Source organism: Streptomyces sp. NBC_01439 (assembly GCF_036227605.1).
GTDB lineage: Bacteria > Actinomycetota > Actinomycetes > Streptomycetales > Streptomycetaceae > Streptomyces.
In genome coordinates, this window is the sequence record NZ_CP109487.1 from 3,636,305 (window position 1) to 3,649,761 (window position 13,457).

Sequence of the window (13,457 nt, forward strand, 5' to 3'; positions counted from 1 at the left end):
GACATGTATCCGAAGGTGAAGCCGGCGCTGGCGCGGGCGTGGCGGGATCTGCAGACGGTTCAGTTCGGGGTGACGCCCGCCCATGCGGTGGTGCTCGGCCCCGTGGACACGGCGACGGGCACGCTGATCGACCGGATCGACGGGACCCGGGGGATGGAACTGTTGCGGGCCGAGGCCTCGGGGATGGGGCTGCCGGACGGCCGGGCCGACGAGGTGGTCAGGACGCTGGCGGGGGCCGGCCTGCTCGACGACGTCACGGCGGGCGGCCCGCGGGCCCAAGCCCTGCGGGAGCATCCGCAGACCGTGGAGCGGCTGGGCCCCGACCTGGGTTCGCTGTCCCTGGTCCACCGGGAGCCCGGCGGGGACTTACGGGGGATCGTCGCCCGCCGGGCGATACGGGTCCGGGTGCGCGGGAGCGGCCGGGTGGGGGCCGTGATCGCCGCGGTCCTGGCGGGAGCCGGCGTGGGCCGGGTCGAGGTGCTCGACGGGGGCCGGGTGGAGCCGGCGGACGTGGCGCCGGGCGGGCTGGACCCCGGGAGCGTGGGCCGGCCGCGGGCCGAATCCGCGGGCAGGCTGGTGCGCGAATCGGCCCCGGGGCGCACCCCGCGGGCCGGGGACGAGGCGGGGGCGGAGCCGGGACTGGCCCTGGTGGTGGTCGCGCCCCGGGACGGGCTGCACGCCTGGGCCCCGGATCCGGACACCGCAGCCGACTGGATCGCCTCGGGCATCCCGCACCTGTACGCGGGGGTGTTGGAGGGGACGGGGCTGGTGGGGCCGCTGGTGCTGCCGGGGTCGACGGCCTGCGCGGGGTGCATGGAGCGCGACCGCGTGGACCGGGACGCCGCCTGGCCGAGGATGCTCGTGCAGTGGCGTTCGGCCCACCGCCGCCGCGCGGGTGCTGCCTGCGACCTGGGCCTGTCCACGGCGGTGGCCGGGCTGGCCGCGGCGCACGCGCTGGCCTTCCTCGACGGACAATTGCCCGCTTCCACGGGCTCCCGCTGGGAGGCCGCCCTCCCCGCGCTGCACTGGGAATCCACACCGGTCCCCCCACATCCCGACTGCCCCTGTGGGGCGGGTGGGGCACCGGAGGCGGATCGGGCGGGGACCGGCCGGGAGGGCCATGACAGGATGCGCTGAAGGTGTCGGGGCGACGGAGCCCTTCCGGAGTCCGTCGTTCGCGGCGCAGCGGTCTGGGACATGGAGGGGCGTATGTCTGATCTTCCCCGGAAGGCGGTCACCCGTACGGTCAAGCTGGCCGCGCTGCCGCTCGGCATAGCGGGCCGGGCCACGTGGGGGCTGGGCAAGCGGATCGGGGGCAAGTCCGCGGAGATCGTGGCGCGCGAGCTCCAGCAGCGCACCGCAGAGCAGTTGTTCCGCACGCTCGGGGAGCTGAAGGGCGGTGCCATGAAGTTCGGGCAGGCCCTGTCGGTCTTCGAGTCGGCCCTGCCCGAGGAGATCGCGGGGCCCTACCGGGCGGCGCTGACCAAGCTTCAGGAGGCGGCCCCGCCGCTGCCCGCGGCGACGGTGCACCAGGTGCTGACGGACCGTCTCGGCGCAGACTGGCGGGATCTGTTCGAGGAGTTCGAGGACCAGCCGGCTGCGGCGGCCTCCATCGGGCAGGTGCACCGGGCGGTGTGGCACGACGGCCGGCAGGTGGCCGTCAAGGTCCAGTACCCGGGCGCCGGTGAGGCGTTGTTGTCGGACCTGAAGCAACTGGGCCGGTTCGCGGGGCTGCTGGGGCCGCTGATCCCCGGCATGGAGATCAAGCCGCTGATCAAGGAGTTGCGCGACCGGGTAGCCGAGGAACTCGACTACGAACTGGAGGCCGAGGCCCAACGGACGCACTCGGACGCCTTCGTGGACGATCCGGACGTGGTCGTGCCGGACGTCGTGCACCAGGGCGACCAGGTGCTGGTGACCGAGTGGATGGAAGGGACCCCGCTGTCGGAGGTGATAGCCGACGGCACCCAGGAGGAGCGGGATCGCGCCGGACAACTGCTGGCCGGATTCCTGTTCTCTGGTCCGGCGCGCACCGGCCTGCTGCACGCGGACCCGCACCCGGGCAACTTCCGGTTGATACCGGGGGCGGACGGCCGGATGCGGCTGGGGGTCCTGGACTTCGGCACGGTCGACCGGCTGCCCGGTGGCTGGCCCAAACCGATCGGCAGATCGCTGCGGATGACGCTGGACGGTGACGCCGAGGGGGTCTACGGGCACCTGTGCGCCGAGGGGTTCGTGAAGGAGTCCGTCGAGCTCGACCCCGACGCGGTGCTGGACTACCTGAAACCGATCATCGAGCCCGCCGAGGCGGAGGAGTTCACCTTCACCCGGCCGTGGCTGCGCGGCCAGGCGGCGCGGATCGCCGATCCCCGCTCCCCCGCGCACCAGTTGGGCCGGCAGATCAACCTGCCGCCGTCCTACCTGCTGATCCACCGCGTGACGTTGAGCACCATCGGGGTGCTGTGCCAGCTGGGCGCGACGGTGCGACTGCGAGACGAACTGGACACCTGGCTGCCGGGGTTCGCCTCCGCCGAGTGACTGCGCGGGCGCGTCACCACCAGGACGAGTCGAGTCTGCCCTCGATCGCCCGGAGGTTGGCGCGCGCACAGTCGACGCAGAAGTACTGTCTGATCCCGTTCTCCACCGAGCAGGTCCAGGTGGGTGGGATCTCGCCCGGGGCCTTCGCGCCGCAGCCCGCGCAGACGACGGGCTGGGCCTCGGATCCCGACGGGTCGGGGTGGGGAGTCGGCTGGTCCACCTCCAGACGATATCCCCGTCCGGGGCGGACGGGCCCGCGCAACGCCCCGACGGCCGCGGCGAGCCTGCGGATTCCGTCGACGACCGCGCGGGCGGCCCCGCCGGGGCCGCGTTCGCGCCCGGAGCGGGCGTGCCGGAACGTGGCGGAATGCGAACGGGCGTCGGCCCCCACCGCCCGGCGGTCCGGGTGATGGGGGCCGACGCCCGCTGCTTCTTCAGCTCTTAGTTCATGACGGCCATGGCCAGCGCGCGCCGGGCGCGCATGGAGACGCGCTCGGCACGCCGCTGCATGCGGCGGGCGGCGACCAGGCGCACGGCGTGACGCTCGGCGTCCGCCTCACGCATGCGGTCGTCCATATGGGCGCGAGCCAGGGCTTCTGGGATGAGTTGCATTTCGCGGGTCCTGTTCTGACGCGAGGTGATCGCGCCGGCGGTGATGAAGTCTGCGTGGGCGGCGCCGTGGGGCTGCTCGCTCGTGGTGTAGGAGGTCATGGGGGCCTGCTTCAAGGGGTCGTGCGTCAGGGGGCGGTCGATGGTTCCGATGGCGGTCATGCCGTGACAACCGGGTTCTTGCGCGGACGGCCACGGGGACGCTTGCGGGCGACGACGACACCCTGGACGAAGAGCTCGCCACCCCAGACACCCCAGGGCTCGCGGCGCTCGACCGCTCCGGCGAGGCAGGCCTCGACCAGCGGGCAGGTGCGGCAGAGGGACTTGGCGTACTCGACGTCGGCCGGGGACTCGGCGAAGAAGACCTCGGGGTCGAAGGTGCGGCAGGGGACGGGCACACCGAGGTTCTCGATGGCGTCGTCGAGCGCGGTCAGCGCGGTGAGCGGGGTCAAGGTGTGGTCCTCCGGGACTGCGGGCGGGGAGATCATTTGGGTCTGCGGTACGGACGGGGCGTGCGCTTCGAGTTGCACGGTGTTTTCTTCCTCGTCTTGTTCGGCTAGTCGTTCCGGCCGGTCGGCCGGGTTCGGCTGGTACCTGGCTGCCAGTCCCGAGGCCCCTTCGCTCCGTCGTCCCGGTTCGGGACAAACAGAAGGGCCGCGGATCCCGGGTGGGGTTCCGCGGCCCTGAAGGCGCCGGCCTGATCATGCGATCAGGCTGGATCACTCCAGGGTTCGAGCCCACGGAAGGCCCACATCAGGTGGTGCTGCTGCTTCGTCTGCTTCTTCTGGGATCCGGCACCGGCTGCGGCAGCGAATCCATAGGCGCCATGCGCCTGCGCTTCTGCTGCCAGTACTGCCACCGGTGCCATGGTCGGTCGCTCATTGCGCTCACTGACCGGAAGGATCGCCAGCAGGGCGGGGGCGTCGGCGGAAATCGCGGACGCACCGGTACCCAGAGGGGAGACGGAACCGAGCAGGCAGGAAGCATCGACCGAGCGATCGGTCATTTTGGTGAAGGTCATGAAGCTGGTCACTGGTCTCGCCTCCTCTCGGCGTCTCGGGGACCCGGCCCGGGGGCCTGTCCCATACGTATTCGGATAAGTACAGCACGGATCCCGGGCTTCGGAGAAGCCACCGTTTCCGTTGCTAAGAACCTATGGGTCTTCGCTGGGCATGTGCAAACTATTTTTCCGACGAGTTTCTACGCGTCGTCAGGATGCCCGGCCCCAACCTCTTGACCTGCGCAGATGGCCAGGACATCGGCTCCGTACCGATCAAGCTTACGGCCACCCACTCCGGAGATCATCGAGAGCTCCCCCGCCTCGGACGGCGCGGCCTCCGCGATGGCCATCAGCGTCTTGTCCGTGAAGACGCAGTAGGCGGGCAGGCCTTGCTCCTTCGACTGTCCCGCGCGCCACTCCCGCAGCCGCTCGTAGAGGCCTTCGTCCATGTCGGACGGGCAGTCCTCACAGCGCATCAGCTTCAGCTCGCCGGCCTCGGTCAGGGTCTTGCCGCAGACCCGGCACAGTGCCGGACCACGACGCACGCGCCCCCGCGCCCCTCGCTCCGCCGTGGAGGCCGCTCCGGTGCCCCGGGCCGCGGAGCCCGGCCGCAGGCCGTTCAGGAAGCGGCTGGGGCGCCTGGAGGGCCGGCCGCCGGGGGCGCGGGAGAGCGCCCACGACAGGCTCAGGTGGATCCGTGCCCGGGTGACGCCGACGTAGAGCAGCCGCCGTTCCTCCTCGACCTGCTCGTCGGTCTTCGCATAGGTGATCGGCATCATGCCGTCGGTGAGGCCGACGAGGAACACGGCGTCCCACTCCAGACCCTTCGCCGCGTGCAGCGAGGCCAGGGTGACGCCCTGGACGGTCGGGGCGTGCTGGGCGGCTTTGCGTTCGTCCAGTTCGATCGTGAGGTCCGCCAGGGTCGCTGCGGGGCGGGCCCGGGCGAAGTCCTCGGCGAGGCGGACCAGCGCGGCCAGCGATTCCCACTGGTCGCGCACGGCGCCGGAGCCGGCGGGCGGCTCGGTGCTCCAGCCGGTGGAGCTGAGCACCGCCCGGACCTGGGAGCCCAGCTCCACGACGTCGTCGAGCAGCGGGTCGTTCCCGCCGGAGCGGGCGGCTCCGCGCAGCGCGAGGATCGCCTTCTGGACCTCCTGGCGCTCGAAGAATCGCTCGGCTCCGCGCAGCTGGTAGGGGACACCGGCGTCGGCGAGGGCCTGCTCGTAGACCTCGGACTGGGCGTTGATGCGGTAGAGCACGGCGATCTCGCCCGCCGGGACGCCCGCGGCGATCAAGTCCCGGATCCGGCGGGCGACGCCCTCGGCCTCGGTGGGCTCGTCCGCGTACTCGGCGTAGACGGGGTCGGGGCCGGTCTCGCGCTGCGAGATCAGCTCCAGCCGGTGCTCGGCGGCCCGGCCCTTGGCCTGGTTCAGGAGCCCGTTGGCCAGGTGGACCACCTGGGGGGTGGAACGGTAGTCGCGGACCAGCTTGACCACCGTGGCCTGCGGATAGCGGGTGCGGAAGTTCAGCAGGTGGTCGGGGGTGGCGCCGGTGAAGGAGTAGATGGTCTGGCTGGCGTCACCGACGACGCAGAGACTGTCGCGCTCGCCGAGCCACAGGTCCAGCAGCCGCTGCTGGAGCGGGCTGACGTCCTGGTACTCGTCGACGACGAAGTGCTGGTACTGCGTGCGGATCTGCTCGGCGATGTCGTGGCGGTCCTGGAGGATGCCGACGGTCAGGAGCAGCACGTCCTCGAAGTCGATCATGCCGCGGTCGCGCTTGAGCTGCTCGTACGTCCCGTAGATCTGGGCGATCTCGGCCAGGTCCCGGGGGGCCTCGCGGCCCGACTTGAGGGCGGCCACCGGGTAGTCGGCGGGCACGGTCTGGGTGACCTTCGCCCATTCGATCTCGCCCGTGACGTCGCGCAGCTCGTTGCGGTCGAGACGGATGCGGCAGCGCGCGCCAGCTTCGGCGACGAACTGGATCTTGCGCTCCAGCAGCCGGGGCAGCTCGCCACCGACCGCTTTCGGCCAGAAGTACTGGAGCTGGCGCAGGGCGGCGGAGTGGAAGGTGCGGGCCTGGACCCCGCCCGCGCCCAGCGTGCGCAGGCGTCCGCGCATTTCGCCCGCGGCGCGGTTGGTGAAGGTGACGGCCAGCACACTGGCCGGCATGAGCTGCCCGGACCGGACGCCGTAGGCGATGCGGTGGGTGATCGCGCGGGTCTTGCCGGTACCGGCACCCGCCAGCACGCACACCGGCCCGCGCAGGGTCGTCGCGACCTCGCGCTGCTCCGGGTCGAGGCCCAGGAGCACCGCATCGGCCGAGTCGGCGGAGGCGGAGCCACCCGGGAACGAGGAGGAGTGCGTTGCTGCTGTCACCCCGCCATGCTGCCAGGTCTCGTGGGTCGGGCGGGAAAGTTGTCCACAGGCGGCACGGATCAGTCGTATCGGTCACACCGGGTGCGCCGGGGTGACCGTAAGGGAATGGCCGCAGGGTCCCGTACGTTCGAGTACTCGGACCACCGAGCCCTCACGAAGGAGAGCGCAGCATGCAGGACACGGGCACCGTCACGATGTACAGCACGACCTGGTGCGGCTACTGCCGTCGGCTGAAGACCCAGCTGGACCGGGAAGGCATCGCGTACAACGAGATCAACATCGAGCTCGACCCGGAGTCCGCCGCGTTCGTGGAGAAGGCCAACGGCGGCAACCAGACGGTTCCCACCGTGCTCGTGACGTCCGCCACGGGCAACGAGTCCGTCATGACGAACCCGAGCCTGGCCCAGGTCAAGCAGGCCCTCGCCGTCTGATCGGCTCCCGGAGCGCACACAGCGGAGGGCCCCCGCCGAGGCGGGGGCCCTCCGCTGTCACGGGGCCCGGCGCGGGCCGGGGAAGTGACGAAGGTTACGCGGCCGCCTTCGGCAGCGGCTCGCCGTACCAGAGCTCGACCAGCCGGGCGGCGATGGAGATGCCCGATGGGGGCAGCACCTCGCCCGACGCGAACGCCGCGCGCAGCTCCTCGCGGGAGAACCAGCGGGCCTCCTCGATCTCCTCGCCGTCCACCGTGATCTCCGAGGTGGTGGCGCGGGCCCTGAAGCCGAGCATCAGGCTGTACGGGAAGGGCCACGGCTGGCTGGCCACGTACTCGACCTCGCCGACCCGGACGCCCGCCTCCTCCCACACCTCGCGGACGACGGACTGCTCTATCGACTCGCCGGGCTCCACGAACCCCGCCAGCGTGGAGAAGCGGCCCTCCGGCCAGTGCACCTGGCGGCCCAGCAGCGCCCGGTCGTGCTCGTCCGTGACCAGCATGATCACGGCCGGGTCGGTGCGCGGGTAGTGCTCGGCGCCGCAGCCCGGGCAGCGGCGGATGTGCCCGGCGGCCGCGACCACCGTGCGCTCGCCGCAGCGCGAGCAGAAGCGGTGCATCCGCTGCCAGTTCTCCAGCGCCACCGCGTGCACCATCAGCCCGGCGTCGCGCGGGGACAGCAGCAGGCCGGCCTCGCGCAGGCCGGCCGGCCTGGCCGACTGGTCCATGCGGCCGGGCAGCGCGTCCTTCTGCAGCGCGAAGTACCGTACGCCGTCCTCGTCGGTGCCCAGGAAGTAGCGGTGGGTCTCGGTGACCGGGGCCTCGAAGGCCGGGGTCATCACGATGCCGGTGCCGCCGTCGGGGGTGTCGTCGATCAGGACCTGGCCGCCGGAAACGACGAATACCCGGGTCGTGGGGTGGCTCCAGGCCGCGGCGAGCCACGCCTCGTCGAGCCGGTGGTGCGCGGCGCGGTCGATCCCGCTGGGCGCGGCGAGCGAAAGGGGGCGCTCGGTGGGAGGGCGCTCGGTATGGGTGCTCACAGGTACTTCCAACTCCCCCGGTGGTGGGACAGGCAGGCTCGGTACGGCAGGTGTGTGCGTCGGGTGTCAGGCGGTGGTTCGGTGGTGGGCGGCGAGGTCTCCCCACAGGTACGCGGTCGTCTCGACGCCCTTCAGCAGGAGGTCCAGCTCGACCTTCTCGTTGGGAGCGTGCCAGCCGTCGGACGGGACCGAGATGCCGAGGAAGAGGACGGGTGCGTCCAGGACGTCCTGGAGGTCCGCCGCGGGGCCGGAGCCGCCCTCCCGCGTGAAGCGGATCTTCTCGCCGAAGGCGCGGCCCATGGCCCGGACGACCGACTGCAGGGCCGGGTGGTCCAGCGGGGTCAGGCACGGGCGGGTCGGCGCGCCGAAGGTGATGGAGTGGCGGATCCCGGCCGGGATCCCGGCCGCGACCCAGTCCCGGACGGCCGCCTCGACCTCGTACGGGTCCTGCCCGGACACCAGCCGGAACGACAGCTTCAGGTGGGCGGAGGCCGGCACGATGGTCTTGCCGCCGGGGCCCTGGTAGCCGCCGCCGATGCCGTTGACCTCGGCCGTGGGGCGGGCCCAGACGCGCTCCAGGGTGGAGTACCCGGCCTCGCCCGCGGCCGCGTGGGACTTGGCCGTGCGCAGCCACTCGGACTCGTCGAAGGGCAGCTCGTCGATGAGCGCGCGCTCCGCGTCCGTCAGCTCGGCGATGTTGTCGTAGAAGCCGGGGATCGTGACCCGCCCGTCGGCGTCGTGCAGGGAGGCGACCAGGCGGGCGGCGACGGTGGCCGGATTGGGCACGGCCCCGCCGAAGGCGCCGGAGTGGATGTCCTGGTCCGGGCCGTGGAAGTCGATCTCGCAGTCGGCGACGCCGCGCATGCCGGTGCAGACGGTGGGGGTGGTCTCGGACCACATGCCGGTGTCGGAGACGATCACGACGTCGGCGGCGAGCTCGGCGGCGCGGGCCTCGATGAGGTCGCGGAAGTTCGGCGAGCCGGACTCCTCCTCGCCCTCGATGAGGAGCTTGAGGTGAACGGCGGGGGCGGCGGCGCCGGTGGCCGCCAGGTGCGCCCGTACCCCGAGGGTGTGGAAGAACACCTGCCCCTTGTCGTCGGCGGCGCCGCGCGCGTACATGCGGCCGCCCTGGACCACCGGCTCGAACGGGTCGGTGTGCCAGCCGTCGGCGAGGGCGGCGGGCTGCACGTCGTGGTGCCCGTACACGAGGACGGTCGGGGCGTGCGGGTCCTCGCTCGGCCAGTGCGCGAAGACGGCGGGCGCGCCGGGGGTCTCCCACACCTCGGCGACCGGGAAGCCGGTCTCCTTGAGCTTGGCCGCGAGCCATTCGGCGCTGCGGCGTACGTCGCCCGCGTGCTCGGGCTGGGCCGAGACGGAGGGGATGCGGAGCCACTCGGCGAGGTCGTCGAGGAAGGCGGCGCGGTGTGTGTCGATGTACGTGCGGACGACGCTGTCCGGCGGGGTGTCGCTCATGCCCTGAGCCTAGCCGTCCGCCTGCTGGTCACCGTCCGGGTCCGGTTCGCCTTGGAGGATCCGCTCAAGGCCGGCGCGGTCCGGGAGGTTTCGGGGGCGGATCACGCGGCCGCTGCGGACGTGCAGGAAGGCGGCGGAGACCCGCTCGAGCGGGGTGTTCGTGGCCTCGGCCCAGGCCACGCGGTAGACGGCGAGCTGGAGGGGGTCGGCCTGGGTGGTGCGGCCGGTCTTCCAGTCGACGATCTCGTACGAGCCGTCCGGGTTGCGGTAGACGGCGTCGATCCGGCCGCGCACGACCCGGCCGGCGAGGGTGAGCTGGACCGGGGCCTCCATGCGGTGGGGGGGTCGGTCCGCGTACGGGCTGCGTTCGAAGGCGGCCTTGAGGGAGTCGAGGTCGGCCTCGTCGACGATCTCCTGGTCGGAGCCTGCGCCGGGGAGGTCGGTGACGGGGTCGAGGACGTCGAGGAACGGCAACGGCAGCTCGTCGAACCGGGACTCGACCCAGGCGTGGAACCGGGTGCCCTGGCGGGCGGCGGGCTGCGGGGGCCGCGGCATGGGCCGGGCGAGGTCGCGCGCGAAGCCCTGCTCGTCGGCGGCGAGCCGGAGCAGCTGGCTGGCGGACAGGGCGGACGGCAGCTCGACGTCACGAACGGCCGCGCGGGCACGGCGGAGCTCGCCCTCGAGGGCGTCGAGATCACGGTCCCAGGAGGCGACGGCGCGGGCCTCGTCGGGAACCAGGTCGCCTCCGGCGGGGTCGGCCGTCACAGGACGCGGATGCGGCACGGCCGCGCCGGCGCCGGCGGTGGCCTCGTCGGCCCACAGGTCGTCGCCCTCCGGGACGGACCGGCTCCCGGCGGGTACGACCGCCTCGGCGCGGGGGGTCGGCACGGCCGCTCCCGCGGCGGCCGGGGATGCTCCGGGCCGGGGGCCGTCGAGCGGCGCGCCGGGGGCGGCCGGGAGGTCGTCCCCTGCCCTGCCCCGTCCCGGACCCGGGGTACCGCCCCGGGGCCCGTGGGAATCCCGCGTGGCAGCGTCGTCCCCGGGCAGGGCTTCGGCCCAGGCCTCGACCGCCCAGGGGTCGTCGGAGTCCGGCCCGGCGGCCCCCGACGCGTCGGCGGGCGTACGGGCCCGGGCCTCGCCGGACCAGAGGTCGTCGGGGTCCGGCCCCGTGACGGCGGACGCGTCGGCGGGCAGTCGGACGGTGCCCGGCGGCGGCCAGGCTTCGCCGGGCCGGGCTTCGGGTGCGGGCCGCGTGCCGGCCGCAGGCTCGTAGGGGTCGTCGGCCCGGGCCCGGGCATCGGGCTCGGAAGGCTCGGTGGCCGTGACCGGGGGCCCGGAGGGCCAGGGGTCGTCGGCGGGGTCCGGTTCCCAGGGGTCTTCGGCCGGCCACGGCTCCTCGCAGTCCGGGGGCCAGAGGTACTCGTCCTCCTCCGGGGGCGGGGCCGCGAGGTAGGACTCCACCAGGGCCGCCGCCGCGCGGCGCAGGGTGAGGGAGTACGGGTCGAGCGGGAGCGGCCAGGAGTGGTCCGGGGTGGAATCGCCGGACAGCGCCGGGTTCTCGGCGGTGGGGTCGGGCTCGTCCGCCCAGGCCTCGATCTCGCCGAAACCGGCCGCGCAGTGCTCGTACAGGGCTTCGAGGAACGGCGACGGGCCGCGGCGCTTCTTCTGGCTCGGGCCCCACCAGTGGCCCGAAGCCAGCAGCAGGGAGCGCGGCCGCGTGAAGGTCACGTAGCCGAGGCGGAGCTCCTCCACCGACTTGTGGTCCTTGAGCGCGGCCTTGAAGGCCTTCAACCCCGCCGAGGTCCAGGCCGGAACCCCGGGCAGGGTGGGCGCGTCGCCGCGCAGCGCGTACGGGAGCACCTTCGCGTACGAGGTCCAGGCCTCCGGCGGCTTCTCCTTCGGGAAGGCGCCGGCGCACAGGTCCGGAACCACCACCACGTCCCACTCCAGGCCCTTGGACTTGTGGGCGGTGAGCACCTTGACCGTGTTCTCGCCGCCGGGCAGCGCGTGGTCCAGGCCCTTCTCGTACTGGGCGGCCGTGCGCAGGAACGCCAGGAAGGCCAGCAGCGTGGCCTCGCCGTCGAGGGCGGCGAAACCGGCCGCCACGTCCATGAAGTTCGACAGCGTCTCGCGCCGGCGGGCCGCCAGCGCGTGCGGGGAGGCCGACAGCTCCACCTCCAGGCCGGTGGCGGTCAGCACCCGGTGCAGGACGTCCATCAGCGGGTCCGCGAGGGAGCGCCGCAGGTCGCGCAGTTCCTGGGCGAGGTGCGCGAAGCGGATCCGCGCTTCCGCCGAGAAGGGGAGGTCGTCCGGGGCCTGCCCGGCGCCGTCGAGGAAGGTCTCCAGGGCGTCGGCCAGCGAGACGATCTCCGCCGGGTCCACGCCCTCCACGGCCGCCGCGAGGCGTTCGTCCGGGTCGGACCCGGCGGGCGCGCGGCTCACCAGGAGCCGCGCCCGGCGGCCCAGCAGGGCCAGGTCGCGCGCGCCAATCCGCCACCGCGGGCCGATCAGGAGCCGGACCAGGGAGGCGTTGGCGCCCGGGTCCTGGAGGACCTCGCAGACGGCGACGAGGTCGGCGACCTCGGGCAGGTGCAGCAGCCCGGAGAGGCCGACGACCTCGACGGGCACGTCCCGGTCCACCAGCACGGCCTGGATCTGGGCGAAGTCTCCGGCGGAGCGGCACAGTACGGCGATCTCGCGCGGCTCCGTCCCGGTGCGGACCAGGTGGGCGACGGAGTCGGCGAGCCAGTCGAGCTCCTGTGCGTGGGTCTCCAGCAGGGCGCAGCGGACCTGCCCGGCGGCCTCCGCGCCCGGCGCCGGACGCAGCGCCTCCACGCCTTCGTGCATGGCGCGCAGCGGGGCGGCGAGTCCATTGGCCAGGTCCAGCAGGCGGCCGCCGCTGCGCCGGTTCTCGCTGAGGGAGAGCCGGGTGGCGAGGGTCCCGTCGGCGTGCGGGAAGTGTTCCGGGAAGTCGTCGAGGTTGGCGACGGAGGCCCCGCGCCAGCCGTAGATCGCCTGGCAGGGGTCGCCGACGGCGGTCACGGCGTGGCCGGAGCCCGCGCCGAAGAGGCCGGACAGCAGCAACCGCTGTGCGACGGAGGTGTCCTGGTACTCGTCGAGCAGGACCACCCGGAACTCCTCGCGCAGCAGCGCCCCCACCTCGGGCCGGGTGGTGGCGAGCTGCGCGGAGAGGGCTATCTGGTCGCTGAAGTCGAAGAGGTCTCGGGAGCGTTTGGCGGCGCGGTAGCGGACGACCAGTTCCAGCAGCTCGATGCGGCCGCGCACGGCCTCCGGAACCTTGCGGAGGTCCTCGTTGGTGAGCTTGGTGCCGGCGAGCACGTCGAGCAGTCCGGTGTCGTGCAGGCGCAGGTGCTCGGGCTCGACCAAGTGCTCGGAGAGTTCCCCGTCGAGCGCGAGGAGGTCGCCGACCAGGTCGGGGACCGACTTGGTGAGCGAGGGGTACGGGCCGGGGGCCTCGCGCAGCACTTTCGCGGCGAGCTGGAAGCGGGTGGCGTCGGCGAGCAGCCGGGAGCTGGGCTCCAGGCCGATGCGCAGGCCGTGGTCCTTCAGGAGCTGCCCGGCGAAGGCGTGGTAGGTGGAGATGCGGGGCTCGCCGCCGACCGCGTCCGCGTCCGCCGGGGAGGGGTCCGGGTCGGTGATGCCCGCCCGCGCGAGGGCCTTGCGCACGCGCTCGGACAGTTCGCCGGCGGCCTTGTTGGTGAAGGTCAGGCCGAGCACCTGTTCGGGTGCGACCGCGCCGGTACCGACGAGCCAGACGACGCGGGCGGCCATGACGGTGGTCTTGCCGGAGCCGGCGCCCGCGACGACGACCTGCGGGGCGGGCGGGGCGGTGACGCACGCCATCTGCTCGGGCGTGAAGGGGATCCCGAGGAGCTCCTTGAGCTGCTCGGGGTCGGAGAGGGCGGGCGGACGCGCGGGCACCCAAAAAGGCTAGCCGCCCGCACCGACAGCCCCGACCGCCGAGCTCGTGC

11 protein-coding genes are annotated in these 13,457 nt (G+C 73.2%); 3 read left to right on the forward strand and 8 right to left on the reverse strand.

What is annotated here, in order from left to right:
• Positions 1 to 3: 3 nt before the first annotated feature.
• Both OG207_RS15735 and OG207_RS15740 read left to right on the forward strand, forming a co-directional pair.
• On the forward strand, positions 4 to 1,137 hold the full coding sequence (locus OG207_RS15735) for a ThiF family adenylyltransferase (RefSeq protein ID WP_329099155.1): 1,134 nt from the start codon (positions 4 to 6) through the stop codon (positions 1,135 to 1,137).
• Positions 1,138 to 1,209: 72 nt separating this feature from the next.
• Entirely contained in the window at positions 1,210 to 2,538 is a 1,329-nt protein-coding gene (locus tag OG207_RS15740; protein WP_329099156.1) for an ABC1 kinase family protein, read from the forward strand.
• A gap of 13 nt (positions 2,539 to 2,551) precedes the next feature.
• Here OG207_RS15740 and OG207_RS15745 read toward each other — a convergent pair whose 3' ends face one another.
• From OG207_RS15745 to OG207_RS15765, 5 genes are all read right to left on the reverse strand, one after another.
• Positions 2,552 to 2,758, reverse strand: a complete 207-nt coding sequence (locus tag OG207_RS15745; protein WP_329099157.1) for a hypothetical protein — start codon at positions 2,756 to 2,758, stop codon at positions 2,552 to 2,554.
• A gap of 221 nt (positions 2,759 to 2,979) precedes the next feature.
• On the reverse strand, positions 2,980 to 3,309 hold the full coding sequence (locus OG207_RS15750; RefSeq protein ID WP_329099158.1) for a hypothetical protein: 330 nt from the start codon (positions 3,307 to 3,309) through the stop codon (positions 2,980 to 2,982).
• Complete coding sequence (locus OG207_RS15755; protein ID WP_030010480.1) at positions 3,306 to 3,677, reverse strand: WhiB family transcriptional regulator; 372 nt, start codon at positions 3,675 to 3,677, stop codon at positions 3,306 to 3,308. Before OG207_RS15755 ends, OG207_RS15750 begins: the two co-directional genes overlap by 4 nt.
• Before the next feature lie 179 nt (positions 3,678 to 3,856).
• Positions 3,857 to 4,168 carry a hypothetical protein gene (locus OG207_RS15760; RefSeq protein WP_329107659.1) on the reverse strand — a complete coding sequence of 104 codons (312 nt, stop codon included), beginning with the start codon at positions 4,166 to 4,168 and terminating at the stop codon, positions 3,857 to 3,859.
• 179 nt (positions 4,169 to 4,347) lie between these two features.
• Positions 4,348 to 6,582 carry an ATP-dependent DNA helicase UvrD2 gene (locus tag OG207_RS15765; protein ID WP_402695468.1) on the reverse strand — a complete coding sequence of 745 codons (2,235 nt, stop codon included), beginning with the start codon at positions 6,580 to 6,582 and terminating at the stop codon, positions 4,348 to 4,350.
• Between the two features lie 110 nt (positions 6,583 to 6,692).
• On the opposite strand from OG207_RS15765, the gene OG207_RS15770 reads away from it, so the two are divergent.
• Positions 6,693 to 6,953: a mycoredoxin gene (locus OG207_RS15770; protein ID WP_329099160.1), complete on the forward strand. Its 261-nt coding sequence runs from the start codon at positions 6,693 to 6,695 to the stop codon at positions 6,951 to 6,953.
• 94 nt (positions 6,954 to 7,047) lie between these two features.
• On the opposite strand, the gene nudC is transcribed toward OG207_RS15770, so the two are convergent.
• The 3 genes from nudC to OG207_RS15785 are packed head-to-tail and all read right to left on the reverse strand — an operon-like array spanning position 7,048 to position 13,407.
• Entirely contained in the window at positions 7,048 to 8,004 is a 957-nt protein-coding gene (gene nudC / locus OG207_RS15775) for an NAD(+) diphosphatase (RefSeq protein WP_329099161.1), read from the reverse strand.
• Between the two features lie 54 nt (positions 8,005 to 8,058).
• Positions 8,059 to 9,465 carry a dipeptidase gene (locus tag OG207_RS15780; protein ID WP_329099162.1) on the reverse strand — a complete coding sequence of 469 codons (1,407 nt, stop codon included), beginning with the start codon at positions 9,463 to 9,465 and terminating at the stop codon, positions 8,059 to 8,061.
• Positions 9,466 to 9,474: 9 nt separating this feature from the next.
• Complete coding sequence (locus OG207_RS15785; RefSeq protein WP_329099163.1) at positions 9,475 to 13,407, reverse strand: UvrD-helicase domain-containing protein; 3,933 nt, start codon at positions 13,405 to 13,407, stop codon at positions 9,475 to 9,477.
• Positions 13,408 to 13,457: the final 50 nt, after the last annotated feature.